Annotated in this window: 25 protein-coding genes; 12 read left to right on the top strand and 13 right to left on the bottom strand. The window is 63.4% G+C overall.

All coding sequences use genetic code 11. The annotated features are described in order from the left end of the window. Nucleotides 1–224: 224 nt before the first annotated feature. The 8 genes from trbJ to E5554_RS05430 all read right to left on the bottom strand — a co-directional run bounded on the left by trbJ (nucleotide 225) and on the right by E5554_RS05430 (nucleotide 6822). A complete protein-coding gene (gene trbJ, locus E5554_RS05465) occupies nucleotides 225–911 on the bottom strand; it encodes a P-type conjugative transfer protein TrbJ (protein ID WP_136186191.1) in 687 nt (228 codons plus the stop codon). Next, nucleotides 908–3394: a conjugal transfer protein TrbE gene (gene trbE / locus E5554_RS05460; RefSeq protein ID WP_136186190.1), complete on the bottom strand. Its 2487-nt coding sequence runs from the start codon at nucleotides 3392–3394 to the stop codon at nucleotides 908–910. Before trbE ends, trbJ begins: the two co-directional genes overlap by 4 nt. Continuing rightward, complete coding sequence (locus E5554_RS05455; protein WP_037512153.1) at nucleotides 3391–3660, bottom strand: VirB3 family type IV secretion system protein; 270 nt, start codon at nucleotides 3658–3660, stop codon at nucleotides 3391–3393. Before E5554_RS05455 ends, trbE begins: the two co-directional genes overlap by 4 nt. Then, nucleotides 3660–3962 (bottom strand): TrbC/VirB2 family protein, encoded by a 303-nt coding sequence (locus tag E5554_RS05450; protein ID WP_230588660.1) that lies wholly within the window; start codon nucleotides 3960–3962, stop codon nucleotides 3660–3662. Before E5554_RS05450 ends, E5554_RS05455 begins: the two co-directional genes overlap by 1 nt. Before the next feature lie 29 nt (nucleotides 3963–3991). After that, a complete protein-coding gene (gene trbB, locus E5554_RS05445; protein WP_136186189.1) occupies nucleotides 3992–4978 on the bottom strand; it encodes a P-type conjugative transfer ATPase TrbB in 987 nt (328 codons plus the stop codon). A 231-nt stretch (nucleotides 4979–5209) separates the two neighbouring features. Beyond that, nucleotides 5210–5386, bottom strand: coding sequence for a hypothetical protein (locus tag E5554_RS23190; protein ID WP_170978466.1), 177 nt, complete (start codon nucleotides 5384–5386; stop codon nucleotides 5210–5212). Between the two features lie 8 nt (nucleotides 5387–5394). Beyond that, nucleotides 5395–6000 carry an SOS response-associated peptidase family protein gene (locus E5554_RS05435; RefSeq protein WP_247594385.1) on the bottom strand — a complete coding sequence of 202 codons (606 nt, stop codon included), beginning with the start codon at nucleotides 5998–6000 and terminating at the stop codon, nucleotides 5395–5397. A gap of 162 nt (nucleotides 6001–6162) precedes the next feature. Next, complete coding sequence (locus tag E5554_RS05430) at nucleotides 6163–6822, bottom strand: SOS response-associated peptidase family protein (protein WP_136186186.1); 660 nt, start codon at nucleotides 6820–6822, stop codon at nucleotides 6163–6165. Nucleotides 6823–6951: 129 nt separating this feature from the next. Between E5554_RS05430 and E5554_RS05425 the strand changes: the two genes are divergently transcribed. From E5554_RS05425 to E5554_RS05415, 3 genes are read left to right on the top strand one after another with little or no spacing between them, the layout of a single operon-like run. Continuing rightward, nucleotides 6952–7680 (top strand): damage-inducible mutagenesis protein, encoded by a 729-nt coding sequence (locus E5554_RS05425; RefSeq protein ID WP_136186185.1) that lies wholly within the window; start codon nucleotides 6952–6954, stop codon nucleotides 7678–7680. Further along, entirely contained in the window at nucleotides 7604–9145 is a 1542-nt protein-coding gene (locus E5554_RS05420) for a DUF6504 family protein (protein WP_136186184.1), read from the top strand. The genes E5554_RS05425 and E5554_RS05420 overlap by 77 nt, the downstream gene beginning before the upstream one ends. Continuing rightward, nucleotides 9142–12495, top strand: a complete 3354-nt coding sequence (locus tag E5554_RS05415) for an error-prone DNA polymerase (protein WP_136186183.1) — start codon at nucleotides 9142–9144, stop codon at nucleotides 12493–12495. The genes E5554_RS05420 and E5554_RS05415 overlap by 4 nt, the downstream gene beginning before the upstream one ends. A gap of 24 nt (nucleotides 12496–12519) precedes the next feature. Here the strand turns inward: E5554_RS05415 and E5554_RS05410 are convergent, their stop codons facing one another. Further along, complete coding sequence (locus E5554_RS05410) at nucleotides 12520–12720, bottom strand: DUF5818 domain-containing protein (RefSeq protein WP_037522664.1); 201 nt, start codon at nucleotides 12718–12720, stop codon at nucleotides 12520–12522. 1 nt (nucleotide 12721) lies between these two features. Further along, nucleotides 12722–13552, bottom strand: coding sequence for a S1/P1 nuclease (locus tag E5554_RS05405; protein WP_136186182.1), 831 nt, complete (start codon nucleotides 13550–13552; stop codon nucleotides 12722–12724). Nucleotides 13553–13897: 345 nt separating this feature from the next. Here E5554_RS05405 and E5554_RS05400 point away from each other — a divergent pair, with 345 nt between their 5' ends. The 7 genes from E5554_RS05400 (at nucleotide 13898) to E5554_RS05360 (ending at nucleotide 21264) form a co-directional block, all read left to right on the top strand. Beyond that, nucleotides 13898–14404 (top strand): 2Fe-2S iron-sulfur cluster-binding protein, encoded by a 507-nt coding sequence (locus tag E5554_RS05400; RefSeq protein WP_063141946.1) that lies wholly within the window; start codon nucleotides 13898–13900, stop codon nucleotides 14402–14404. Beyond that, the gene (locus E5554_RS05395; protein WP_004209670.1) at nucleotides 14401–15384 is read left to right on the top strand and encodes a xanthine dehydrogenase family protein subunit M; all 984 of its coding nucleotides are present in this window, start codon (nucleotides 14401–14403) and stop codon (nucleotides 15382–15384) included. Before E5554_RS05400 ends, E5554_RS05395 begins: the two co-directional genes overlap by 4 nt. Beyond that, nucleotides 15381–17714 carry a xanthine dehydrogenase family protein molybdopterin-binding subunit gene (locus E5554_RS05390; protein WP_136186181.1) on the top strand — a complete coding sequence of 778 codons (2334 nt, stop codon included), beginning with the start codon at nucleotides 15381–15383 and terminating at the stop codon, nucleotides 17712–17714. Before E5554_RS05395 ends, E5554_RS05390 begins: the two co-directional genes overlap by 4 nt. A 661-nt stretch (nucleotides 17715–18375) precedes the next feature. Continuing rightward, on the top strand, nucleotides 18376–18948 hold the full coding sequence (locus E5554_RS05385; RefSeq protein ID WP_136186180.1) for a methyltransferase domain-containing protein: 573 nt from the start codon (nucleotides 18376–18378) through the stop codon (nucleotides 18946–18948). Between the two features lie 760 nt (nucleotides 18949–19708). Then, nucleotides 19709–20182 (top strand): Hsp20 family protein, encoded by a 474-nt coding sequence (locus E5554_RS05370; RefSeq protein WP_004209664.1) that lies wholly within the window; start codon nucleotides 19709–19711, stop codon nucleotides 20180–20182. Between the two features lie 100 nt (nucleotides 20183–20282). Continuing rightward, nucleotides 20283–20798, top strand: coding sequence for an Hsp20/alpha crystallin family protein (locus E5554_RS05365; protein WP_037512186.1), 516 nt, complete (start codon nucleotides 20283–20285; stop codon nucleotides 20796–20798). Beyond that, nucleotides 20782–21264, top strand: a complete 483-nt coding sequence (locus tag E5554_RS05360; protein ID WP_136186178.1) for an NADH dehydrogenase ubiquinone Fe-S protein 4 — start codon at nucleotides 20782–20784, stop codon at nucleotides 21262–21264. Before E5554_RS05365 ends, E5554_RS05360 begins: the two co-directional genes overlap by 17 nt. A gap of 13 nt (nucleotides 21265–21277) precedes the next feature. Here the strand turns inward: E5554_RS05360 and E5554_RS05355 are convergent, their stop codons facing one another. Genes E5554_RS05355 through E5554_RS05345 form a run of 3 tightly spaced genes read right to left on the bottom strand, consistent with a single transcriptional unit; the run spans nucleotide 21278 to nucleotide 22193 of the window. Next, nucleotides 21278–21694 (bottom strand): hypothetical protein, encoded by a 417-nt coding sequence (locus tag E5554_RS05355; RefSeq protein ID WP_247594384.1) that lies wholly within the window; start codon nucleotides 21692–21694, stop codon nucleotides 21278–21280. Beyond that, on the bottom strand, nucleotides 21691–21960 hold the full coding sequence (locus E5554_RS05350) for an usg protein (protein ID WP_122129908.1): 270 nt from the start codon (nucleotides 21958–21960) through the stop codon (nucleotides 21691–21693). Before E5554_RS05350 ends, E5554_RS05355 begins: the two co-directional genes overlap by 4 nt. Further along, the gene (locus E5554_RS05345) at nucleotides 21957–22193 is read right to left on the bottom strand and encodes a hypothetical protein (protein WP_004209661.1); all 237 of its coding nucleotides are present in this window, start codon (nucleotides 22191–22193) and stop codon (nucleotides 21957–21959) included. The genes E5554_RS05350 and E5554_RS05345 overlap by 4 nt, the downstream gene beginning before the upstream one ends. 272 nt (nucleotides 22194–22465) lie before the next feature. Here E5554_RS05345 and groES point away from each other — a divergent pair, with 272 nt between their 5' ends. After that, nucleotides 22466–22780, top strand: a complete 315-nt coding sequence (groES, locus tag E5554_RS05340) for a co-chaperone GroES (RefSeq protein ID WP_004209660.1) — start codon at nucleotides 22466–22468, stop codon at nucleotides 22778–22780. Nucleotides 22781–22835: 55 nt separating this feature from the next. Beyond that, nucleotides 22836–24461, top strand: a complete 1626-nt coding sequence (gene groL, locus E5554_RS05335) for a chaperonin GroEL (RefSeq protein WP_004209659.1) — start codon at nucleotides 22836–22838, stop codon at nucleotides 24459–24461. Nucleotides 24462–24464 lie beyond the last annotated feature (3 nt).

Here is a 24464-nt window from a genome sequence, read left to right as displayed (position 1 = left end):
CAAAGAAGCGGCGTCGCCTCTCTTCCCAGATCGCCAGGCATGCCGCGTCCGGCTGCGCGACCGTGCGGCACTGGGGCGGGATAGGCGCGGCAGGAGGATTGGCCTCCTGTGGACGGACCGTGGCTGATGGTTCGGCCGCTCGTTCGCGCGCCATGATCATTGTCAGCGCAACGATCATTCCCGCAGCAGCGCAGCATAATATGGCAATGCCCGGCCGCCGCATGTCAATTGCCTCGGAACCGACGGAAACGCTCGCGCGACTCCGCTTCGACCGCCGCCTGCTGCGCGGCCGCCAGCGCCTGAGCCCGGCCTTGTGCCGCAGATATTGCCGTCAGATCGGCAAGCTGCTGAGCCTGGAGCGCCAACATCTGGTTTCCCGCTTGCGCGACCTGCAAGGCACCGGTTGCTGATTGGCTCGCCCCCATCAAGCGCTCCATGCTCGACTGCGCGCCATCAAGATTGCCGACCACGCCGGCCTGTACGCGCATGGCATGCTGCAACGCGTCGACGCTATCGTGCCAGCGGGCGTCGGCATTCGCGACCATCTGGGCAGCATCGCCGCGCAGCACGGCGCCCGAGTAGCGGGTTGCAAAGACATTCTGGACGTCCTGCACATCATAGGCGATGCGCTGCGCACTCGCGAGCAGGCGACGGGTCTGGCCTATTTGTGCCTGGAGTGTCGACAATGTCGAAAGCGGAAGGCTCGTCAGATTCTTTGCCTCATTGAGAAGCGATGTGGCCTGGTTCTGGATCTGCTGAATCTGATTGTTGATCTGCTGGAGTGCCCGGGACGCCTGCAGGACGTTGGAGGCATAGTTGGTCGGATCATAGACCACTAGAGCTTGCGCAGCCGGCGGGATCATGATTGCCATCGGCGCCATCAAAGCGATCAGGACAAAGCGCTTCTTCATTGGGAAAGCTCCTCGACATGGGGAAGGATCTGCGGCTCAGGATCCACCGGTGGCGCGATATCGATGTGCGCGAGAAGGTCTGCCGCCCAGTCCAGGCCCCTTTGTGTCAGCCATCTGGAGGCAAACTGCTCCCGTCCGACCAGATCGAGGATGTCGCTGATCGAGCGATGATCCTGCTTGGAAGAGACGGCGGTGAAGGCGAGCGCGACCTCACCCAGACCGAGCTCGAACAGGCGATTGCCGCGCCGGGACTGGCAATAATAGTCGCGCTTGGGCGTCGCCCTGCTCAATATCTCGATCTGGCGATCATTGAGGCCGAAGCGAGAATATATCTGCGTGATCTGCGGCTCTAGGGCGCGCTCATTGGGCAGGAAGATACGGGTTGGGCAGCTCTCGATAATGGCCGGCGCAATCGCGGAGCCATCAATGTCCGAAAGACTCTGGGTGGCAAACACCACGCTCGCATTCTTCTTGCGCAAGGTCTTGAGCCATTCGCGCAGTTGCTCGGCAAATTGCGGATGATCGAGCACCAGCCAGCCTTCATCGATCAGGATGAGGGTCGGACGACCATCGAGATGTGCTTCGATTTTGTGGAAAAGATAGGTCAGCACGGGCGCTGCGGCAGAGGAGCCGACCAGACCTTCGATCTCGAAAGCCTGGACCGATGCCGATCCCAGATTTTCGCTTTCTCCATCGAGATAATTGCCCCAGGAGCCTCCCTCGCAATAGGGGATCAGAGCTTGTTTGAGGCGCTGTGTCTGCAGGAGCGCTGCCAGACCCGACAGCGTGCGCTCGGCGATCGGGGCCGATGCCAGCGAATTGAGCGCCGTCCAGAGATGATCCTTGTCGGCCGGATCGAGCGCAATGCCTTCCGTTCCAAGAAGAGCAGCAATCCATTGCGCAGCCCAGCTTCGTTCAGCCGGCTGGTCGATCCGAGCCAGTGGCTGAAGTGCAATCCTTGGGCTGGCGTCCTGACCTGCATCGATCTGGCCCCCTAGATCGCACCAGTCTCCGCCCATTGCTAAGATGGCGGCGCGGATCGACCCGCCAAAATCGAAGGCGAATATCTGGCTACCGGCATAGCGACGGAACTGCATGGCCATCATGGCGAGCAGTACCGATTTGCCTGCGCCGGTAGGGCCGATGACGAGGGTGTGCCCGACATCGCCAACATGAAGTGAGAGGCGGAAGGGTGTGGATCCCTCGGTCTTGCCGTAGAGAAGCGCCGGACCATCGAGATGTTCGTCGCGCGCGGCGCCTGCCCACACCGCGGACAGCGGAATGAGGTGCGCAAGGTTGAGCGTGGTTATGGGAGGCTTGCGGACATTGGCGTAAACCTGGCCAGGCAGGCCACCCAGCCATGCCTCGACGGCGTTGACGCGCTCGATCGAACAAGTGAAGTCACGCCCCTGGATCACCTTTTCCACCAGCCGCAGCTTGTGCGATGCCTCGGTCGGATCACGGTCCCATACCGTTACGCTCGCCGTTACATAGGCTATGCCAGCATGATCGGCGCCCAGCGCCTGGAGCGCCATGTCTGCGTCAGCGGCCTTGTTCGCAGCGTCGCTGTCGAGCAGGACAGACTGCTCGTTCGTCATCACCTCCTTGAGGATTGCGGCAAGAGACTTGCGCTTGGCAAACCATTGCCGCCGGATTCGGGTCAGCAATCTGGTCGCATCATTCTTGTCGAGCATGATCGCTCTGGTCGACCAGCGATAGGCAAAGGCCTGCGCGTTAAGCTCGTCCAGGAGACCGGGGAAGGTCGACGTCGGAAAACCGGTGATGGTGAGGGTGCGCAGATAATGGTCGCCAAGGCGCGGCTCGAAACCGCCGGACAGGCCCTCATCGGCAAGAAGCGCATCGATATAGGCCGGTGTTTCGGGAACGCGAACCCGCTGGTGCCGGGTCGAAATGCAGCTGTGGAGGAAAGTCAGCGTCTCGCCATCGTCGAGCCATCGCGCTTCAGGCATGAAGCCGTCGAGCAGATGGATCAGCCGATCTGTCCGGTCGGCAAAATTTCGCAGGTGGGTCAGTGGGTCGAGTGCGCCTTTCACTTGCCCTTCGTAAAGCCAGGATTCCGCCCTCGAGATTTCCTCGGCCGGCGGCAGCCAGAGCAGGGTCAGATAATAGAAGCTCTCGAAATGGACGCCGGCCTCGCGAAACTGCGCGCGGCGCTCCATGTCCACCAGAGCCGATGCCCGGTCGCAGAACAGGCCTTGGGGATAGGCTTGCGCGGGCAGACGCTGCGCTTCCACGAACACAGCCCAGCCTGATCCCAGACGTCGCAGCGCATTGTTGATGCGCGCCGCGACGGCAACAAGTTCTGCGGGCGTCGAGCTGTCGAGATCCGGGCCCCGGAACCTGGCCGTACGCTGGAACGACCCATCCTTGTTGAGGACGATGCCCGGTGCCGCCAGCACCGCCCAGGGCAGGAAGTCTGCCAGGCAGGCCGACGTCGATCGATATTCCCGCAATGACATCATGGCTGCATCCATCCGGGATATTTGAGATGGCGGCGGGCCACATCCACGAACTGTGCGTCGTTGCGCGTGGCCCAGACGGCGAGGAAATGGGCGATGGCCCACAGGGCGAGGCCCAATATCCAGAGCCGAAGACCAAGTCCGACCGCACCTGCCAGCGTACCATTGACGATCGCCAGCGAGCGCGGCGCCCCGCCCAGCAATATCGGTTCGCCCAGCGCCCGATAGACAGGCGCATGGAAGCCGGGCGTGGTGTCATGGTCCTGCATCAGATGAGCGCCCCGCCGCCGAAGCTGAAGAAGGACAGGAAGAAGCTCGATGCTGCAAAGGCGATCGAGAGGCCGAAGACGATCTGGATCAACCGCCTGAAGCCACCCGATGTGTCGCCAAAGGCAAGGCTGAGCCCCGTGACGATGATGACGATGACCGCGATGATCTTGGCAACCGGCCCTTCGATCGACTCGAGGATCGACTGGAGCGGTGCCTCCCATGGCATGGACGAGCCGCTGGCATTTGCTGGCGCCGCTATCAGCATCAAGGCGATGCAGGCTGCGGTGGGCATGGCACGCATCCGCGAGGCGCAGCGATTGAGGGAATGGGTCATGAATCTTCTCCTGAGCTGGAGGCATGGGAAATCAGGCGATAATAGCCGGTCGCGGAATCAAGGCCTGTCACCCAAGCCAGTTCGGTGAGGCGTCGGCCCTGGGCATTGCGATCAAGGACCGCGATGAGATTGACGGTTTCTGCGATGAGTGCGCTGGGCACCGTCGCGACCGCTTCCTGGATCAGCTGTTCGAGCCGGCGGAGCGCGCCGAGGGCGGAACCGGCATGAAGCGTCGCGATGCCGCCGGGATGGCCGGTTCCCCAGGCCTTGAGCAGATCGAGCGCCTCTGCCCCGCGTACTTCGCCAATCGGGATGCGGTCAGGGCGCAGACGCAAGGCCGAGCGCACCAGATCCTGCAGCGATGCTATGCCATCCCTCGTCCGCATGGCGACCAGATTGGGCGAGGCACATTGCAGCTCACGCATATCCTCGATGAGGACGACCCGATGCGGCGACTTGGCGATTTCGGCGAGAAGGGCATTGGCCAGCGTCGTCTTGCCCGACCCCGTGCCGCCCGCGATGATGATATTGGCACGGTCGGCAACGGCACGCCGCAGCACTGTCGCCTGTTCATGCGTGATCACCTGCGCTGCGACATAGTCGTCGATCGTGAAGATCGCGGTCGCTGGCTTGCGAATGGCGAAGGTCGGCGCCCTGACAATCGGTGGGAGCAGCCCCTCGAACCGCTCTCCCGTTATCGGCAACTCTGCCGACACGCGCGGCGATCCTGAATGTGCGTCCACGCCGACATGATGGGCGATGAGGCGAATGATGCGTTCTGCATCCTCTTGTGCCAGCCTGATGGCGCTGTCGTACATGCCCTCGCCCAGCCGATCTACCCAGAGGTGACCGTCCGGATTGAGCATGACCTCGACGACGGCCGGATCCTGGAGCCACCGCCCGATATGAGGCCCCAAGGCTGTCTGCAGCATGCGCGCGCTGCGCTGGGGCTTTCTGACAGCTATCGTCGCGGTCTCAGACATGCTTTTTCCCATCTGATGGCGATGCCGGATCGCCGATGGGATGATTAAGAGACGCAGAAAATGGCGGGTTTCAACAGATGTCTGCGATCATGAAGCTGTGGCGAAGAAAGACAGGCGCTGGCGTAGGACGCTGATCGCACACGGCCAATATCGTCGACGATTCTTCGTGCCGGATCCATTGGCGGCAGTTGATACCGGTCCGGCGGCTGGCCCCAAATGCGGCCAATCATGTCACTGGATGGTGCCGCCAGCGGCAAGAGCGTCAAGGCAATCGGCGATCGCAAGCCAGCGCAGCACGCCAGCCTCATCCCCCGCAATGGCAAGGGCTTTCACGCGCCCTGCGATGAACTCCGCTGCTCCGGTGCCATATTGGCGGTCCACGGCGAGAGCCGCGGCCCACCGTTCCATCTCTCGGGTCATAGGAGTGACGGTGCCTCGGCCACCGCCTTCTTCTTCACCCAGAGCTCGCTGGTGCGCGTCATCTCGATCAACGCATCGGGAAAGCAGCGGTCCTGAAAGGACACGGCGTCATCAAATGAGCCGTGAAGCCACCGCTCATAGTCTTCCGGCATGAGAAGCACCGGCATGCGATTATGCACAGGCCGGATGGCTTCGTTGCAATCGGTCATTACGCCCGAATAGACAGGCCCCCATTCATCGCTCACGCGCCAGAGCCCCGCCCATGCAAAGATTGGCTGTCCCTTCACATTGAACCAGGTCCGCGTCTTGGCGCCCTTTTGACCCTCCGCTTCGGCAAAGGCCGTCAGCGGGATGAGGCAGCGCCATTGCGGCTTGGCCGCCAGGCCTTTCCACATCGGCTTGGAGAGATCGGCGATATTGTTGACAGGCTTGGGCTTTGCCGTCGGGGCCATGCCCTTGAGGCGCAACGGGAAGCCCCAGGTCATCGACTGCATGATGCGCTGCCCGGCTTCCTCCCGGATCACGAGGCCCGGCGTGCCGGGATAGACCTCGTCACCGGCATTGGACATGACCGGGTTGGCGACGCCGAAATGGGCGGCCACCTCGGCAGCGCTCAGACGCTCGGTGTAGAGATTGCAGATGGCTGACCTCCTGTTCGAACGAAGCGGCTGGAGCAGTTGGCGATTCCAGCTTCATCCTATCATGGCGCGAAAGACGGGAAAGCCGCCTGTCTGGCAGGACAGCCGGCAAACTTCTCGACGCGGCTACAGCAAGAGCGCCTGCGCCTGCGTCCCGGGCGGCGGCGCCTTGCTGCGCCAGCTATCCTCGGTTTGCTGCACCTCCATCCGCTCGGCCGCGAAGGGTGGACGAAACTGAAACCGGATCACATCCTGGATGCCGCCATGCAGCCAGGCGTCATAGTCATGGGGGTCGAGCAGCACCGGCATCCGGTCATTGGTCGGTGGGATCGCCGCATTGGCCTCCATCGTCATGCCCGCATAGACCGGCCCCTCGCTCAGCAGGTTTCGGCAGAATCCGGCCCAGGCGATGATCGGCTGGCGCTTCACCGAAAACCAGGTCCTGGTCTTGGCACCGGGCACGCCATCGGGATTGGCAAAATGGGTGAGCACGATGAGGCAGCGATAGCGCGGATCGACCACCATCTCCTCCCACATTGGGTTGGTGAGATCGGCGACAAGGCCGATCCGCCCCGCTTCTTCGCCGCGCGCGCGCATATCCTTGGTCAGGCGCGGAAAACCCCATGTCATCGTCCGCAAGAGGCGCCGGCCGCCCTTCTCGAAGACGACCAGCCCCGGCAGCCCTTCAACCGTCTCCTCGGGCACCGCGACCGACGGCAAGGGATCGACCCCGAAATGTGCCGCGATCTCGGCGATGCTCGCCCGCGCGCAATGCAGCCGTGACATGATGGGACCTCCTTGCCGGGACTCGAAGCCATCTCCTTAACATGGAACATATGAAGAACGAAATGCCATTGACTCTGGCGCAGGATTGGAGCGAACAAATGAGGAACATATTTTCGAGTCCCTGCCTCCATGTCCAAAACCGCCATCCTCGACGAGCTGCGTGCGCGTATCGCGCAGGTGGAAGCCGTGGGCGGTCGGCATCCGGTGCTGCCCTTCGGCATCGACGCCATCGACCATCATCTGCCGGGTGGCGGTATCGCGACCGGCGCTCTCCATGAGGTGGCGGGAAGTCCCGATCTCGCCGATGATGCGGCCGCCACCATCTTCCTGGCCGGCATTCTCGCGCGGTCGCGGGGCCAGATCATCTGGTGCCTCCACTGGCGCGACCTGTTTTCGCCGGCCCTGCATCTCGCCGGGCTCCACCCCGATCGGGTCATCTTTGTGGAAGCGGGCAATGACACCAATGTCCTCATCGCGATGGAGGAATGCCTGCGTCACCCCGGCCTTGGTGGTGTCGTCGGGGAACTCAGGAAAATGTCGCTGACCGCTTCGCGCCGGCTGCAGCTGGCAGCCGAACAATCGGGCGTGCTGGCCATGGTTTTTCGCCGCGCCATGCCCCCGGAAAGCCAGGCCGAGGGCAGCGCCGCGCTGACCCGCTGGCGGGTGCGGGCCGTGCCCAGCCCGGCGCTGGGCTTTCCCGGTCTCGCGCGTCCGCGCTGGTCGCTGGCGCTTGAGCGCGCGCGCGGCACCGAACCCCAAATCTGGACCGTAGAGGGAAGCGATGAGACGGGTTGTCTCGCTGTTCCTGCCGCGCTGGTCGACGGATCGTATCCGTCGCAAAGCCGGCAGGCCGCCTGAAGGCGGGCCGCCGCCCCTCGTCACCGCCCATGTCGACCATGGCCGCCGCCTGATCGCGGCCGTGGACGAGGAGGCGCGCCGGCTTGGCATAGCCGTCGGCATGACGGTGACGCGCGCCCGGTCGCTGGCGCCGGACCTGGACGTGGTGGATGCCGATCCCGAGGGCGATCTTGAGGGCCTGCGCCGGCTCGCTCTGTGGGGGGGAAAGCGCTATTCTCCGATCGTCGCGCCCGATCCACCTGATGGCCTGTGGATCGACATTACCGGCTGCGCCCATCTCTTCGAGGGCGAAGTGCCACTCCTCAAGGACATGATGCGCCGGGTCAGTGGCTCGGGCCTCGCCTGCCAGGTCGCGGTCGCCGATACGCCGGGCTGCGCCCATGCGGTGGCACGGTTTGTGCCATCAGGACGGCCGAACATCGTCGAGCCCGGCGCCACGCGCGCCGCGCTCTCAATCATGCCGGTGTCGGCGCTGCGCATCGAGCCGGGCGTCGCGATCGAACTGCGCCGCATGGGGTTTGAGCGCATCGAGCAGCTGATCGCCGCGCCGCGTGCGCCGCTCGCCAAGCGATTCGGCCGCCAGCTCTACAAGCGCCTCGACCAGGCCTTGGGCCAGGTGCCCGAACCCATCGATCCGATCTACCGCGCCAGCTTGCCGCGTGTCCGGCGCAGCCTGCTCGAACCGATCGGCACTGCCGATGCCATCGCCCAGGTCATCGCCGACCTCTGCGCCGATCTTGCCCGCCTCCTGCTGCGCGCGGGCACAGGCGCGCGCCGGCTCGATCTTCATTTCGAGCGGGTCGATGGTGCCAGACAGGCCGTGCGGGTCGGGACTGCTTCCCCCTCGCGCGATGTGCGCCATTTGGCGAAATTGCTCTCCCAGAAGATCGAGACGATCGATCCGGGCATGGGGATCGAGGCGATGGCGCTGGTCGCGTCTCTCACCCAGCCCATGGCGGCCGCCCAGGTCGGGAGCGTCCTGGCTGGCGAGGATCGCGGCCCGGATATTACCGCGATCGTCGATACGCTCGCCAATCGCTTTGGCGCGCGCAGCCTCTATCGCTCCGCGCCGCGCGCGAGCAGCATGCCCGAACGCGAAGTCGGGCATGTCGCGCCGCTGTCATCGGCCGGTGGCGCTGGCTGGGCCGATGATCTTCCCCGCCCCGCCCGCATGCTGGTCCCGCCAGAGCCAGTCGACGTCATGGCGATGCTGCCCGATCATCCGCCCGCCATGTTCGTCTGGCGGGGGCGGCGCCATCGGATCGCCCAGGCTGATGGGCCAGAGCGCCTGCATGGCGAATGGTGGCGTGAGGAGGGCCATGAGGCGGACACACCCTATGCCGTGCGCGACTATTTCCAGGTCGAGACGTCAAGCGGCGCGCGTTACTGGCTGTTCCGCATGGGCGATGGCGAACAGGCGTCCACCGGCCCGATGCGCTGGTTCATCCATGGTGCCTTTGCATGATGTCCGAGGATGATCTCGGGGACGAACAGGCGGATGATCTTGAGGGCGCCCGCTATGTCGAGCTGCAGGTTACCACCCATTTCTCCTTCCTGCGCGGTGCCTCCAGCCCCGCGGAGCTGTTCTCGGCCGCCGCGCTACTGGGACTGCCCGCGCTTGGTGTCACCGATCGCAACAGTCTTGCCGGCGCCGTGCGGGCCTGGGACGCGCAGAAGGTCACAGGCTGCCGGGCGATCATCGGCTGCCGGCTGGACCTTGTCTGCGGCACCTCGTTGCTCGTCTATCCCACGAACCGGGAGGCCTATTCACGGCTTTGCCGACTTTTGAGCATCGGCAAGGCCCGTGGCGGCAAGGGCAGCTGCCATCTCGACTGGTCGGACGTGACGGACTGGGTGGAAGGAGCGATCGGCATATTGGTGCCCGACCGCGCCGATGCAGCGTGCGAGGAAGCGCTCGACCGGCTTGGCTCGATCTTCGGGCCCCGCGCTTATCTCGCCCTTTCGATCCGGCGCCGGCCCCGCGATGCGATCCGACTGCGCGATCTTGCCCGCCTCGCCGCGCGCGCCGGGGTCCAGACCGTCGCCACCGGCGACATTCTCTACCATGCGCCCGAGCGGCGGCTGCTGCAGGATGTGGTGAGCTGCATCCGCGAGAAATGCACGGTCGATACGCTGGGCCAGCGCCGCGAGCGTTTTGCCGACCGGCATCTCAAATCCGTCGCGGAAATGGAGCGGCTCTTCACCCGCTATCTGGGCGACCTGACGCCGCTCCGCCGCAGCGTCGAGATTGCGCGGGCCTGCCACTTCGACCTTGGTCAGCTCACCTACACCTATCCCGACGAGATCGGAGAAAGCGGCCTTACCCCGCAGCAGGAACTCGAGCGCCTCACCTGGACAAAGGCGCCAGGCCGCTATCCTCATGGGGTGCCCGACAATGTCCGCGAGCAGCTTTCCCATGAGCTTCGGCTGATCGGTGATCTGGCCTATGCGCCCTATTTCCTCACCGTCCATTCGATCGTCCAGTTTGCGCGCTCGAAGGATATTTTATGCCAGGGGCGCGGCAGCGCCGCCAATTCGGCGGTCTGCTTCGTACTCGGCATCACCTCGATCGATCCGGTCAAATCCGAACTGCTCTTCGAGCGCTTCGTGTCGGCCGAGCGGCGCGAGCCGCCGGACATCGACGTCGATTTCGAGCATGAGCGGCGCGAGGAAGTGATCCAGTGGATCTATGAGACCTATGGCCGCGAGCGTTCGGCGCTGACCGCCGTCATCTCCCGCTTTCGCGCGCGCGGCGCGGTGCGCGAGGTCGGCAAGGCGCTGGGGCTCAGCGAAGACATGCTGTCGGGTCTTTCGAGTCAGGTGTGGGGCTGGGCACGCGAGGGCGTCGAGGCGAAACATGCACAGGAGCTCAACCTCGACACGAGCGACAAGCGCCTGGCGCTGACGCTCGAGCTCGCCCGCACCCTCATCAACACGCCCCGGCACATGTCCCAGCATCCCGGCGGCTTCGTTCTGACCCTGGGACGGCTCGACGAACTGGTGCCGATCGAGCCCGCTGCCATGGCCGATCGCCAGATCATCGAATGGGACAAGGATGATATCGATGCGCTCGGCTTCATGAAGGTCGATGTGCTGGGCCTTGGCATGCTGGGCTGCATGCGCCGCGCCTTCGCTCTGCTGGAGGATGACAAGGGGATCGTCATGGACCTGGCCTCCATTCCCCATGATGATCCCGACACCTTTGCGATGATCCGCAAGGCCGATACGCTGGGCGTCTTCCAGATCGAGAGCCGGGCGCAGATGGCAATGCTGCCCCGGATCAAGCCGACCAAATTCTATGACCTGGTGGTCGAGGTGGCGATCGTGCGCCCGGGCCCGATCCAGGGTGACATGGTCCATCCATATCTGCGCCGCCGCGAGGGCAAGGAGGCGATCAGCTATCCGACGCAGGAACTGCGCCGGGTGCTGGAAAAGACCCTGGGCGTCCCCCTCTTCCAGGAACAGGCGATGCGCGTCGCGATCGAATGCGCGGGCTTCACGCCGTCGGAGGCCGATCTGCTGCGCCGGGCGATGGCGACCTTCAAGCTGACCGGCGGCGTCTCCCATTTCCGCGACAAGCTCATCAACGGCATGATCGCGCGCGGCTATGAACGCGACTTTGCCGAACAGACTTTCAAGCAGATTGAGGGCTTTGGCTCCTACGGCTTTCCCGAAAGCCATGCCGCCTCCTTCGCCCTCATCGCCTATGCCTCTTCCTGGATGAAATGCCATCATCCCGACGTCTTCTGTGCAGCGCTCCTTAACGCCCAGCCCATGGGCTTTTATGCGCCCGCCCAGATCGTGCGGGACGCGCGCCAGCATGGGGTCGAGGTCCGCCCGATCGATGTCAATCACAGCCGCTGGGACTGCACGCTCGAGCCGACCCAAGGCCGCTATCATGCGTTAAGGATCGGCCTGCGCTATGCGCGCGAGCTCAAAAATGCCGATGGCGCCGCTATTGTCCTGGCGCGGGGCAATGACCCCTATGCCAGCGTCGAGGAAATCCAGCGCCGCGCCGGCGTCAGCGGCCGCGCGCTCGAACGGATCGGCCAGGCCGGTGGCTTTGGTTCGCTGGCGCTCTCGCGCCGCGCTAGCCTCTGGGAGGTGAAGGGTCTTGGCGAAGAAGCCCTGCCGCTCTTTGCCGCAGCGGACGCGCGGGCGGGCAAGCTTCGCCCCGAAGCGATCGAGCCGGATGTCATCCTTCCCCAGATGGGCGAAGGCGAAGAGGTGGTGGAGGATTATCGCGCGATCGGGCTCTCGCTGCGCGCCCATCCGCTCGCCTTTTTGCGCGACGAACTGGCGCGCCGGAAGATGGTGACCTGCGCCGCGCTCAAGGATATTCGCGACGGGCGATGGGTCAATCTCGCCGGCCTCGTTCTCCTGCGGCAAAAGCCCGGCTCCGCCAAGGGGACCATGTTCATCACGCTCGAGGATGAGACCGATGTCGCCAATCTCGTTGTCTGGCCCAATCTCTTCGAGAAGCATCGCCGCGTGGTGCTGGGCGCCTCGATGATGGGCGTGCGCGGCCAGGTCCAGAAGGAGGGTGAGGTCATCCATCTCATCGCCCAGCGTCTGGAGGATCTCTCGCCTCTCCTCGCCAGCGTCGGCCAGCGAGCGGATGTCGCCAGCATCTATCAGGTCAGCCGCGCTGATATCGTCAAAAGCGCCATGGCCCCCGATCCGCGCGATGCGGCGAACAGGCCGCTCGGGCGCGGACCCCGCGATCTTTACGATCCTGATCTGCGCCTGGGCTCGGGCATCATTCCGGGCCAGCCGACAGAGGGCATCAAGGTCAAGACACGGGATTTTCGCTGAAAGGCGGCAAGCCGGCGGTGCGGCTCAGGCCGGCTCGATCTGCTCGACATCGAGCATGTCGAAATCGGATCTCGTTCCCACGACCCGGACCTTCTGGCCAAGAAGATGCCGGCAGGATCTGGGGCAATCGAGCCGCCATTCCCCACCATCGGCGACACGCAGCACGGTATAGGGATCGCCGCCAAGCAGGATGCCGAACAGTTCGTGCCGCGTGCCGCGTGGCATGTCATTTGTGCCTTGGAGGCTTGCGGGGAGTTTGAGCCTGGGACGGGTTCTGGTCCTGCGGATTCTCGAACACCCAGTTGAGATAGGCGGCGATGCGGATACCACCGCGCTTGAGCCGATCATCAAGCTCGACCCGGTGCTGATAGGCATAGTCCCAGGACAGGCTGGTATCGGTGGGATAGATGGTCTTGCGCAGCGCGATGCTCTCGCGGATCCACGTACCGGGATCGCGATCATTCCAGGCAATGATCTGTTGCGGCGTGATCGCGCGCGACAGCCAGTCGGCGAGTTCCGAATAGGAGAGCGATCGCTGTTCGATCATCGCGCTGTCCCAGACCGAATGGAGATTGGTCGAGCGACCGAACCAGCTCACCTTCATGTCATTGCCACCCCGGTCATTGCCGCCGCCGGCATGAAGCGGCTGGTGGAGGTCACCGATGATATGGACGACAAAGCGCAGGGCCAGGCGCTTGTCGTCGAGCGAGGCGGCGGGATTGCGCAGCGTTGCCGTGAAGCGGCCAAGCGCGCTCATCGCGTCGCCTTCGGGCGGCGCGTCGGCGCTCGTATAGGCGTCGCCCTCGCGCACGGTGACATAATGCCATGGGCTGGCCTGCTTCTGCCAGAAATCGGCAGGGGCGGATTTCATGTCGTCGGGCCAGGTCGCCGCCTGTGCCAGATCCTCCTCGCCCAGGAGAAGCTGGACATTGGCGCGGGCCACGCCGCTCAGGTTGCGATCGGCGATCGCGCCGGTCACCCGATGGCCGATGGGCCCCCATGCAAAGGCCGGCGAGGTGATCGAGAGAAGGATTAGAGGTAGAATGAGTTTGCGCATGGACGCACCATTAGCGCGTCTCCACGCATGATCCAGCAATTCGATTCTGGATCCATTTGGAAGGCTACGGCTCGCGAGCTTAGGCAAGTCGGACACAGGGTTCTGAACCTATCCCACTGGTCGGCCTGTCAACTATCGCCCTGAATTCCTGGCGTGCCATCGCGCACATCTGCTTCCAGAAAGGTGGCACCACCATGTCGATCATCGCTTATGCGGGCGGTAGTTTCCAGCCTGATTGATGAGAGCCCGATCGGCAATCGCATCTGGAAAATGCTGTCGATGGGCCCGAAACCTCGATCCGCGCATTTCTACATCGTTTACGCACCCGACTATGGGGAGTGATGGATGAGCATCCTTGTAAATGGCGCCTTGGCCGAGTGTCCTGAAGACCCTCGTGTTTCCCTCCTCGACTTTCTGCGGGAGCATCAGGGCCTCACCGGATCGAAGAAAGGCTGCAATCAAGGAGCATGTGGCGCCTGCACCGTGCTGGCAAATGGGGAGCGGATCCTCTCCTGTCTCGCGCTCGCCGTTCAATATGAGGGGCAGGAGATCATCACGATCGAAGGCTTGGGAACGGCCGACAATCTGCACCCGCTTCAGCAGGCCTTTGTCGAGCATGACGGTTTCCAATGCGGCTATTGCACGCCGGGACAGATATGCTCTGCAGTCGGGATGGCCGCCGAACTGCAACGCGGCGTTCCCAGTCACGTAACGCACGCGCTCGACACCGACAGCATAGGGATGACGCGCGACGAGGTTCGTGAGCGGATGAGCGGCAACCTGTGCCGCTGCGGCGCGCATAATGGCATCGTCGATGCGATCCTCGAGACGTTTGCGGAGGTCACCGAATGATCCCCTTTACCTATCATCGCGCCGCCAACGCCGACGAGGCGCTGCGACAGGCCGGTAACGGCGTCCGCTATCTTGGCGGAGGAACAAACCTCGTCGATCTCATGCGGGAAAATATCGAGCGTCCATCGACCTTGATCGATGTGACAGGTCTCGACACGGGCATAGTCGAGCAATCCGATGGCGGCATGCTGATCGGGGCTGCGGCGCGCAACACTGCGGTGGCCGAACATCGCGCCATCCGCGAACGATATCCCCTTCTTTCCCGCGCGATCGTCGCCGGAGCCAGCGCGCAGATCCGCAATATGGCGACCGTCGCCGGCAACATCCTGCAGCGCACTCGGTGCCTCTATTTCTACGACCAGGATGGCACGCAATGTAACAAGCGCATCCCGGGAAGCGGCTGCGATGCGATTGGCGGCTTCACCAGAAATCATGCGATTCTTGGCGCGTCCGATCATTGTATCGCCACCCATCCATCGGACATGTGCGTGGCCTTGGCTGCGCTAGACGCCGCTGTGCATGTGCGAGGACCCGACGGCGAAAGAAGGATTGCGTTCGCTGACATTCATCGCTTGCCCGGCGAGCGACCCGATATCGACACCAATCTGCAGCAGGGCGAACTCATCACCGCAATCGAACTGCCAGCCGTGCCATCCACTGCGCGCTCAACCTACCGAAAGGTCCGTGATCGGGCGAGCTATGCGTTCGCGCTGGTGTCCGTCGCGGCCGTCCTCGATGTGGAACAGGGGCATGTGCGGGACGTCCGGCTGGCGCTCGGCGGCGTTGCCCATAAGCCTTGGCGTGCAGCCAGAGCGGAAGCGCTTTTGCGTGGATCACCTGCAACGGTGGATGCCTTCATCAAGGCAGCCTCGGAAGAACTGTCCCATGCCCGGCCGCTCCGGGACAATGGCTTCAAGGTCGCGCTCGCGCAGCGGACGATGGTCGCTGTACTCACGCAGTTGATGGAGGACATGGCATGAGCCTGATCGATAGCGGCAAGGCGTTGGCGCAAGGCCTGATGCAGGGCGCGATGGCGAAGGTAGTGGCGCTCGCGCCAGATAGCTGGATGCCGGGAGGCGAACCCGATCCGCTCATCCGTCACCAGCATGGTCATGTCGGCAAGCCTGTCTCGCGCATCGACGGGCCACTCAAGGTGACGGGGGCTGCTCCTTTTGCGGCGGAGTTTCCTCTGGAAAACATGGTCTACGCCGCCATCGTCTACAGCAGGATCGCGAAAGGTCGCATCACCTCGCTCAATGTCGAAACGGCTGAGAGCGCACCCGGCGTCCTGCTCGTGATGACCCATCGTAACGCGCCAAGACTCAAGCCTGCCCCCCTGTTCATGAGTGATCCCAAGGCCGCTGCGGGCGACAGCATTCCCGTCCTGCAGGATGAGAAGATCTACTGGAATGGTCAGCCGATTGCCATTGTGCTTGCTGACACACAGGAGCAGGCAGACCATGCCGCCACGCTGGTCGATGTGATATATGCGGCCGAGCCGGCGGAAACCGACTTTCACGCGGCGATCGCCAAGGGGACGACCCAATCGCAGTTCATGGGACAGCCGCTGCATGACCAGGTGGGCGATGCGCAGGCAGCATTCGAAAAGGCCGCCGTCAAGATCGACGCGGCCTATTCGACACCGCGCCACAATCATAATCCCATCGAGCTTCATGCCGTCACGCTATCGTGGCAGGGTGACACGTTACGCATCCATGATGCACAACAGGCGGTCGCGCATTCGGCCTGGACGCTGGGGCAGGTGTTCGATTTGCCAGCCGACAAGGTCGTCATCACATCGCCTTATGTCGGGGGCGGTTTCGGCAGTAAAACGCTGTGGCAGCATCAGATCATCGCGGCTGCAGCAGCGAAACTCGCCGAGCGACCTGTCCGATTGATGCTGACCCGAGAAGGTGTCTACCGCACCGTTGGCGGTCGTTCGCCGACCGAGCAGCAGGTCGCTCTGGGCGCGACCGCCGAGGGCAAGCTCACCGCACTCATCCATCGCGGTGTGACGGCCAAGACATCGCACAATGTCATGCCCGAACCATTCATCCTCCCGACGCGCAGCGCCTACGCCGCGGAGAATATCCTGCTGGACGTCCAGCATGTCGAGATCGACATGACCAGTAACACATTCATGCGCGCGCCAGGCGAGGCGGTGGGCACCTTCGCGCTCGAATGCGCGATGGACGAACTGGCCGAGGAGCTAGGTATCGACCCCATCGAGCTCCGCTTGCGCAACGAGCCTGAGAAGGACCCGATATCCGGTCTGCCCTTTTCAGCGCGGCATATTGACCAGGCATGGCGTGACGGGGCCGAGCGCTTCGGGTGGAGCGCACGCAACCCTCTGCCGCGCATGCACCAGGAAGGCGAATGGCTGATCGGCATGGGATGCGCCACCGCGACCTATCCCTATTACCGCATGCCCGGCGGCGCAGCCCGCATCACCCTGTCTCGCGCCGGCCTTGCGACGATCGACATTGCCGCGCACGAAATGGGCATGGGTACGGCCACGGCGCAGACACAGGTGGCAGCCGAGCGACTGGGCCTGCCGATGTCACACATCCAATTCAACTATGGCGACTCAACCTTGCCCGGGCTGGTCCTTGCAGGCGGATCGCAGCAGACGGCATCAATTGGTGCCTCGGTGATTGCAGCCTACAACAAGCTGGTCGCGCAACTGCTGGCACTGGCAGGGAATGACTCGCCTCTGGCGGGGCTGAAACAGGCAGAGGTGGGAAGTCGGGATGGCGGCCTAGCCAGCCTGGAAGATCCATCTCGGTACGAGAGCTACGCGTCGATTCTCTCGCGCGCCCAGCGCGACGCCGTCGTCATCGAAGCCGAGCCGCCCATGCCGCTCGAGACCATGCATTGGTCGATGCACAGCCATGGCGCCATGTTCTGCGAAGTGCGGGTCAACATGATTACGGGTGAACCGTGCATATCTCGCTTCCTGGGGTCGTTCGACTGCGGTCGCATCCTCAATCCCAAGACGGCGGCGAGCCAGTTCAGGGGGGGCATCATCATGGGTCTGGGCCTCGCGCTGATGGAGGAAGCACAGTTCGACGAGCGGAGCGGACGGATCATGAACCCCAGCCTCGCTGAATATCATATGCCGGTGCATATGGACGTTCCGGAAATCGATGTCATCTGGACCGACATACCCGACCCTCACACACCCATGGGCGCGCGCGGCGTCGGCGAAATTGGCATCACCGGTACAGGGGCTGCGGTCGCCAACGCGATCTACAATGCGACTGGGAAACGCGTGCGTGATTTGCCGATCACGCTCGACAAATTAATTTAGGATATCAATTGATGGCAACGCCGGCTGTGATGACGGCAAATGGGACTTTCCCGAATTTCGGCTTCGGAGAAACCGAACCAGCAAAGCGGCCATTCACTAACCTGTAGAAGCCTCATGCTGAAAGGCGGCAACGCGCCCATGCATGCCGTTCAATTGGAAAAGTGTCGCGCCTACGAGCTGTCGGTCCGGTTATGGCCGAGACTGGGACTTTGCTGCCGTTCGCAAGCGATGGATCGGAGGACAGCTCTTGTCAGAACCCGATATTAATCGATCGTTTGGCCGGCAGGATGACAAGGGGCCGACAATCCGCAGGGGTTCGCAGCCGGTGGCAACCGGCAAACGGACCGTCGTCGACCCCATAAGCTATATAGTAAAACGATCCGACACTAGGAGGCCGAAAAAGGTCAGCATCGACTTCTCGTGCCGCGCCGCCCTGAAAGCGGTCATGCCGATCAGCCCGGCGGGCAATCGCTCGATTATGATGATAGCAATGGCCGCCGCCCATTAGGCCGAGCCGAGCGGCGAGAGGAGGCCATGGACCAGCGAATCGCCGAACAGGATGAGCACGACCATCATCGCCACCGGCGCAGTTCGAGGTACTGCTTCCTCCCCGCGAACCACTGGCCGCGAGTATCGTTGTCACGGTTGCAAGGAGAGAGCGATGGCGCAGGATTCAGCTTGGGTGGCAGTCTCGGAGTTTGTGCGCAATCCCGGCATGGTCGGCTCGGCCGTCCCGGCGAGCGCGCGCATGGTTCGCCGCATGCTCGCCCCGCTCGACTGGCAGCGCATCAGCATTCTGGTCGAATATGGTCCGGGCACGGGGCGTTTTACCTTCGAAGCGCTGGAGCGCATGCGGCGCGATGCCATTCTTCTGGCGATTGAGACCGGCGAAAGATTCGTCAAAACTTTGCGGCAGCGCTGCGACGATCGCCGGCTCATCGTCGTTCAAGGAACGGCGCAGGACGTCAATCGCCACCTTGCCGAGCATGGACTGGGCGAGGCCGACTGTATTTTAACGGGCTTGCCCTTCTCGACGCTCGAGCCGGGCGACGCCGAGGCGATCATGCGCGAGACGGTGCGGGCCATGTCGCCGTGCGGCACGCTGGCGGCCTACCAGATGCGCACCGCCATCCGTCCGCTGCTGAGGCATCATTTCGCGAGCCTGCGCGAAAGCTACGAATGGAGGAACATCCCGCCCTGCCATCTTTATTGGGCGACAGGAAAGCGGCAGTGATCGGTAATGGCATCAAGCGAGATCACGGCATGACGAGGCAATGCCAGCATGATCGACGCGCGGTTGCTGTTCTGTCTCATCGGACGGCACCGGCCGCCGATAATCTCGGTCAGCCGGCGCAAGCGGGGCGGCGACCTTTCGGCGCTGTGCGACAGGTGCGGCACACCAATCGAGCGCTCGCGCAGCGGACGCTGGCTAGCGCTCGGCCCGATCTACGAAGAGGGTGGTCCCGCGTCCTGACGCGAAATTTGCGCGTCGTTCGGCAAGCTCAGGTGCGTTCCGTCTCTGCAGCAATCGGAATAGCGTACCATGTCCGGCGACCGTTCGAATCATCAGCATGGGCCGCGAACCGCCCATAGGCTCGAGCCGGTAGCGATCGTGATCGGCATGGTCTTCGAGCCATGCGCGAGCCCACGTCGTCGCGGCCAGTTCGCCCTCGAGATCCTCGCTCGTCGTCGCCACCGAGCGGTCGTCATCGCGCAGCAGTCGGTACCTCATGAGAACACATTACCTCTATTTGGATTGAAATCGCCCGGTAAATTGGTCTTGCTGGCGTTCGGTTCCCCGGCTGAGCACAGCGCCTGAGCAAATCTGCGCGCGCCGCAAAAATTTTTTGGCCGCACTATCTTGAAAGCCGCGCGACCAAAATTAGCTCACGGGTACCGGACGCCAAACCGGGTCCGGTTGGACACATGAGAGCGCCGGCTCTTGGTTACTGGCGCATCTCATGCCCGAATTGCTTCATTTGGAGGATTTGGAGATGAGACCGAACTTTGACTTTACGCCCTATCGCCGTTCGACGGTCGGCTTCGATCGTTTGTTCAACCTGCTCGAAGCGGGTGCGCGGGAGGAAGATGGCTATCCGCCCTTCGACATCCAGAGGATCGACGACGACAATTTCCGCGTCACCATCGCGGTCGCCGGCTTCAAGCCCGAGGATATCGAGATCGTCGCGCACCAGAACCTGCTCTCGGTCACCGGCAAGCGTGCCGATGACGCCGACAAGGGCGAATACCTGCATCGCGGTATCGCGGCCCGGGCGTTCGAGCGGCGCTTCCAGCTCGCCGATTTCATCGAGGTCGGGAATGCGAACTTCGAGCACGGCCTCCTGTCGATCGAGCTGACTCGTGTCGTGCCCGAGGCGATGAAGCCGCGCCGCATCGAGATCTTCGGCGCCGCTTCCAACGACAAGCGACTGGGCGAAGTGAAGGAAAAGGCGGCCGAGCCGGCCTGATCCCGCGCCCATCGGCCTGCCGGCGCCGCCTTCCGATACCCCCCGCACGCGGCGTCCGGCAGGTTCAGCCTTTCATCCAGCCAGAAAAGGAGATGTCATCATGGCTATTCGTGATCTCATTCCCTGGAGCCGGCAGGAAAACCGGCTGCCCGTTCCGGTCAGCGCCGAGCGGGAAAGGGAAACCCATCCGCTTCAGTTGCTTCACCGCGACGTGAACCGTCTCTTCGACGATGTCTTTCGCAACTTCGGCATGCCCGCCTTCGCCGGCTTCGACCGCATGTCAGGATGGCCGCACCTTGAGCTGGGCGAGACCGACAAGGAGATTCGGGTAACGGCGGAACTGCCGGGCCTCGACGAGAAGGACGTGGAGATCTTCGTCGAGGACGGCGCCTTGACCTTGCGTGGCGAAAAGAAGTCCGAAGTCGAGGACAAGGATCGCGGCTACTCGGAGCGCAGCTATGGCCGCTTCGAGCGCCGCATCGGCCTGCCTAGGGGCATCGAACGCGACAAGGTCGCAGCCACCTTCAAAAACGGCGTGCTGACGGTCACGCTGCCGAGGACAGAGGCGGCGGAGCAGCACATCCGCCGGATTCCCGTCAATGGCTGCGCCCGCTGACGGCCGGGCCCGGACTTTCGAGTCCGGGCCTTCGGCTAACGACAACCAGGCGGTTGCCCTGGCGGGTGCGACCTCGTTCCCGCTCGGTGCTCAGGCGATCATCGAGCCGCTGGCCTTAGCGACAAGTGGCGGCCGACGCCGCCAAAATCGATGGCGGGTCAGGTTTGCGCCGCGCTGGGGCCCGGTTGCCGACCCGCTGATGGGTTGGACCGGCGGAGGCGATCCCCTCGCGACGATCGAGCTGCGCTTTCCTGACCGCGCCTCGGCCGAGCGATATTGCCAAAGGCAGGGTCTTGACTTCGAATGCCGGACGGAGCCGTCGCTAGGCCAAATCCGTCTTGCTATCCCCGATGCCTTGGGGCCCGTGCTTTGCTGCTGGCCCACCGGCCCGCATGCTCTGTGCTGCGGCAATTTCCCTTGCGCTAGCATGGCCGCCAATGAGGAGGTTGATCGCAAATCTGCATAGGTAGAGGCGCACTTCAGGTGGGCGAGGACTGCTCGCCAGAGCATGCAGCGTGCGATGGACGCTCGTGTCGATGCCATGCCTCGTCGAGGGCGGTGAGCACCCGGTCGATAACCGCCGCGTTGCTCGCCGCCTTGGGCAGTTCGCGCACCGCGAAATGCTGCAAGCGGGCAAGGTCCCCCTTCGGCAAGCGCAGCTCCATCTGCTTGGTGGTCAGTTTGTTCGGCTCGATGCCTTCGGCTGCACGGCCACAAGCCAGCATGTGATCGAGAAGTCTCTTGCGATGGGCGAAGGTCAAGCCCAGCGCTCGCAGCTCGTGCGGCGAGATCGACAGGAGCGCCATCGCGAATTCCATGATGTGGCTGAAGGGCAGGCGTACCGGCACGTCGTCCGGCTTCGGCTTGCGCCACCCCTTGAGCAGACTGCGCGTCACCGGATATCGATGACGCCATCGACCGCGCGCCACTCGGTAGGGCGGATCATCCCCTCATGGGAAATGCACACCGAGTGGAGCGGGGCCTCGATCTCGCGTCGCCAATGCTCGAGAAACGCGAACAGCCTTGGAAAGTCGGGCGCGAGATCGTACTCCTGCCAAACGAACAACTGCAGCAGCGAGGGCGCATCGGGACGGTAGTAGTGGATCTGTGCCGTCGTCAGCCGATGGCCCTTTAGCTGCACGATAAAATCCCGGCGGCTCATGGCGAAGCGCGGGGACCTTCCGCGGGCTTGTCGATCGCATGCATGGCGGCAAGGATGTCATCGATCGGCACCGCGCGCCTGGCGCCGGGCGGCTTGCGCAGGCCGGGATGGTCGCGCACCGCGGAACGGTCGGACGCCCAGGATGCCAGAATGGCGCGCTTCACTTCGGGCTCCAGGCTCGGATTGTGCGCAACGTCGAAGGGATGAAGATAGCGGGAAAATGGCTGCGACATGGCTCTGCCTCCTTCCTTTGGTGTCGCTCCTTTCTCATCTGCGGGCGCAGCGCCCACTCGGCAAATTTTGGAACGCCGGCGATTCGCGTCAAGAGGGAAATTGACCCAACAACAACTCGATAAGTCGGCACCTGGCACTCGATGCCTGCGAGTGCCAAAAATTTTCGCGCACCATCTTGACGCAAAAAATGAGCTTTCCTAATTCCGCGTCACCTGACGTTCGAATGAACGCCGGGCCTATCACATCTCAGTTTTGCATCTGGAGGTTATGCATGCATTTCCGCCCCTTGCACGACCGTGTGGTCGTCCGCCGCATCGAAGCCGAGGAGATGACCTCGGGCGGCATCATCATCCCCGACACCGCCAAGGAAAAGCCGCAGGAAGGCGAAGTCGTCACCGTTGGTCCGGGAGCGCGCGACGAAGCCGGAAAGCTCGTCGAGCTATCAGTCCAGGCCGGCGACCGCGTCCTTTTCGGCAAATGGTCGGGGACCGAGGTCAAGATCGATGGCGAGGATCTGCTCATCATGAAGGAGAACGATATCCTCGGCGTGATCGAGCCCAAGGCAGAGCTCAAGCAGGCGGCGTGAGGCTGGCCTGTCCCCTCAACACCCAGGAATGAATTCGAAGAAAGGAGACGAGGCAATGGCTGCCAAGGAAGTGAAGTTTGCGTCGGACGCGCGTGATCGCATGCTGCGCGGCGTGGATACGCTTGCCAACGCAGTGAAGGTGACCCTGGGTCCGAAGGGCCGCAACGTGGTCATCGAGAAGTCGTTTGGCGCGCCGCGCATCACGAAGGACGGCGTTACCGTCGCCAAGGAGATCGAACTCAAGGACAAGTTCGAGAACATGGGCGCGCAGATGCTGCGCGAGGTCGCGTCGAAGCAGAACGACAAGGCCGGCGACGGCACCACCACCGCGACCGTGCTCGCCCAGGCGATCGTGCGCGAGGGTTCCAAGGCTGTCTCGGCAGGTATGAACCCGATGGACCTCAAGCGCGGCATCGACCTCGCCGTCGGCGCCGTGGTCAAGGACCTTGAAGCCCATGCGCGCAAGGTCCGCGCCAATAGCGAGATCGCCCAGGTCGCGACCATCTCCGCGAACGGCGACGAGGAAGTCGGCCGCATTCTCGCCGAGGCGATGGAGAAGGTCGGCAACGAGGGCGTGATCACCGTCGAGGAAGCCAAGAGCCTTGCGACCGAGCTCGAGACCGTCGAGGGCATGCAGTTCGACCGCGGCTATCTCTCGCCCTATTTCGTAACCAACGCCGAGAAGCTCAAGGTCGAGCTTGAGGATCCCTACATCCTTATCCACGAGAAGAAGCTGTCGAACCTCCAGGCGCTGATCCCGCTGCTCGAGCAGGTGGTGCAGTCGGGCCGGCCGCTTCTGATCATCGCCGAGGATGTCGAGGGCGAAGCGCTGGCGACGCTCGTCGTCAACAAGCTGCGCGGCGGCCTCAAGGTCGCGGCGGTCAAGGCGCCGGGCTTCGGCGATCGCCGCAAGGCGATGCTGGAAGACATCGCGGTACTCACGGCCGGCAACGTCGTCAGCGAGGAACTCGGCACCAAGCTCGAGAACGTCACGATCGCCATGCTCGGCCGCGCCAAGAAGGTCATCATCGATAAGGACAACACCACCGTCGTCGATGGCGCCGGCGCGCGTTCGGACATCGACGCTCGCGTCACGCAGATCAGGGCGCAGATCGAGACAACGACCAGCGACTACGACCGCGAGAAGCTTCAGGAGCGCGTGGCCAAGCTCGCCGGCGGCGTCGCGGTGATCCGCGTCGGCGGCGCAACCGAGGTCGAGGTCAAGGAGAAGAAGGACCGCGTCGACGACGCGCTCCACGCCACCCGCGCCGCGGTCGAGGAGGGCATCCTGCCGGGCGGCGGCATTGCGCTCCTGCGCGCGCTCAAGGCGCTCGAGGGCATCAAGGCCGCGAACGACGACCAGCAGTCAGGTATCGACATTGTCCGCCGGGCGCTGCGCGCGCCGGCACGGCAGATTGCTGACAACGCCGGCGAGGATGGTGCATTCATCGTCGGCAAACTTCTGGAGAGCGAAGACTACAACTGGGGCTTTAACGCCGCCACCGGCCAATATGAAGATCTGGTTGGCTCCGGCGTGATCGATCCCGCCAAGGTGGTCCGCACCGCGCTCCAAGACGCAGCTTCGGTGGCCTCGCTGCTGATCACGACCGAGGCGCTCGTCGCCGAAGCGCCCAAGGATGACAAGGGCGCCAGGGCCACGATGCCGGAAATGGAGTACTGACAG

This window comes from Sphingobium sp. PAMC28499, from assembly GCF_004795815.1.
Taxonomy (GTDB): domain Bacteria; phylum Pseudomonadota; class Alphaproteobacteria; order Sphingomonadales; family Sphingomonadaceae; genus Sphingobium; species Sphingobium yanoikuyae.
The sequence above is the reverse complement of the archived record's forward strand: the minus strand, read 5'-3'. Positions and strand labels throughout refer to the sequence as shown.

What these genes read in the sequence shown, in the direction of transcription:
- trbJ (WP_136186191.1), bottom strand. Translation starts at nt 911, where the DNA reads ATGAAGAAGCGCTTTGTCCTGATCGCTTTGATGGCGCCGATGGCAATC.
- trbE (WP_136186190.1), bottom strand. Translation starts at nt 3,394, where the DNA reads ATGATGTCATTGCGGGAATATCGATCGACGTCGGCCTGCCTGGCAGAC.
- E5554_RS05455 (WP_037512153.1), bottom strand. Translation starts at nt 3,660, where the DNA reads ATGCAGGACCATGACACCACGCCCGGCTTCCATGCGCCTGTCTATCGG.
- E5554_RS05450 (WP_230588660.1), bottom strand. Translation starts at nt 3,962, where the DNA reads ATGCGTGCCATGCCCACCGCAGCCTGCATCGCCTTGATGCTGATAGCG.
- trbB (WP_136186189.1), bottom strand. Translation starts at nt 4,978, where the DNA reads ATGTCTGAGACCGCGACGATAGCTGTCAGAAAGCCCCAGCGCAGCGCG.
- E5554_RS23190 (WP_170978466.1), bottom strand. Translation starts at nt 5,386, where the DNA reads ATGGAACGGTGGGCCGCGGCTCTCGCCGTGGACCGCCAATATGGCACC.
- E5554_RS05430 (WP_136186186.1), bottom strand. Translation starts at nt 6,822, where the DNA reads ATGTCACGGCTGCATTGCGCGCGGGCGAGCATCGCCGAGATCGCGGCA.
- E5554_RS05425 (WP_136186185.1), top strand. Translation starts at nt 6,952, where the DNA reads ATGTCCAAAACCGCCATCCTCGACGAGCTGCGTGCGCGTATCGCGCAG.
- E5554_RS05420 (WP_136186184.1), top strand. Translation starts at nt 7,604, where the DNA reads ATGAGACGGGTTGTCTCGCTGTTCCTGCCGCGCTGGTCGACGGATCGT.
- E5554_RS05415 (WP_136186183.1), top strand. Translation starts at nt 9,142, where the DNA reads ATGATGTCCGAGGATGATCTCGGGGACGAACAGGCGGATGATCTTGAG.
- E5554_RS05410 (WP_037522664.1), bottom strand. Translation starts at nt 12,720, where the DNA reads ATGCCACGCGGCACGCGGCACGAACTGTTCGGCATCCTGCTTGGCGGC.
- E5554_RS05405 (WP_136186182.1), bottom strand. Translation starts at nt 13,552, where the DNA reads ATGCGCAAACTCATTCTACCTCTAATCCTTCTCTCGATCACCTCGCCG.
- E5554_RS05400 (WP_063141946.1), top strand. Translation starts at nt 13,898, where the DNA reads ATGAGCATCCTTGTAAATGGCGCCTTGGCCGAGTGTCCTGAAGACCCT.
- E5554_RS05395 (WP_004209670.1), top strand. Translation starts at nt 14,401, where the DNA reads ATGATCCCCTTTACCTATCATCGCGCCGCCAACGCCGACGAGGCGCTG.
- E5554_RS05390 (WP_136186181.1), top strand. Translation starts at nt 15,381, where the DNA reads ATGAGCCTGATCGATAGCGGCAAGGCGTTGGCGCAAGGCCTGATGCAG.
- E5554_RS05385 (WP_136186180.1), top strand. Translation starts at nt 18,376, where the DNA reads ATGGCGCAGGATTCAGCTTGGGTGGCAGTCTCGGAGTTTGTGCGCAAT.
- E5554_RS05370 (WP_004209664.1), top strand. Translation starts at nt 19,709, where the DNA reads ATGAGACCGAACTTTGACTTTACGCCCTATCGCCGTTCGACGGTCGGC.
- E5554_RS05365 (WP_037512186.1), top strand. Translation starts at nt 20,283, where the DNA reads ATGGCTATTCGTGATCTCATTCCCTGGAGCCGGCAGGAAAACCGGCTG.
- E5554_RS05360 (WP_136186178.1), top strand. Translation starts at nt 20,782, where the DNA reads ATGGCTGCGCCCGCTGACGGCCGGGCCCGGACTTTCGAGTCCGGGCCT.
- E5554_RS05350 (WP_122129908.1), bottom strand. Translation starts at nt 21,960, where the DNA reads ATGAGCCGCCGGGATTTTATCGTGCAGCTAAAGGGCCATCGGCTGACG.
- E5554_RS05345 (WP_004209661.1), bottom strand. Translation starts at nt 22,193, where the DNA reads ATGTCGCAGCCATTTTCCCGCTATCTTCATCCCTTCGACGTTGCGCAC.
- groES (WP_004209660.1), top strand. Translation starts at nt 22,466, where the DNA reads ATGCATTTCCGCCCCTTGCACGACCGTGTGGTCGTCCGCCGCATCGAA.
- groL (WP_004209659.1), top strand. Translation starts at nt 22,836, where the DNA reads ATGGCTGCCAAGGAAGTGAAGTTTGCGTCGGACGCGCGTGATCGCATG.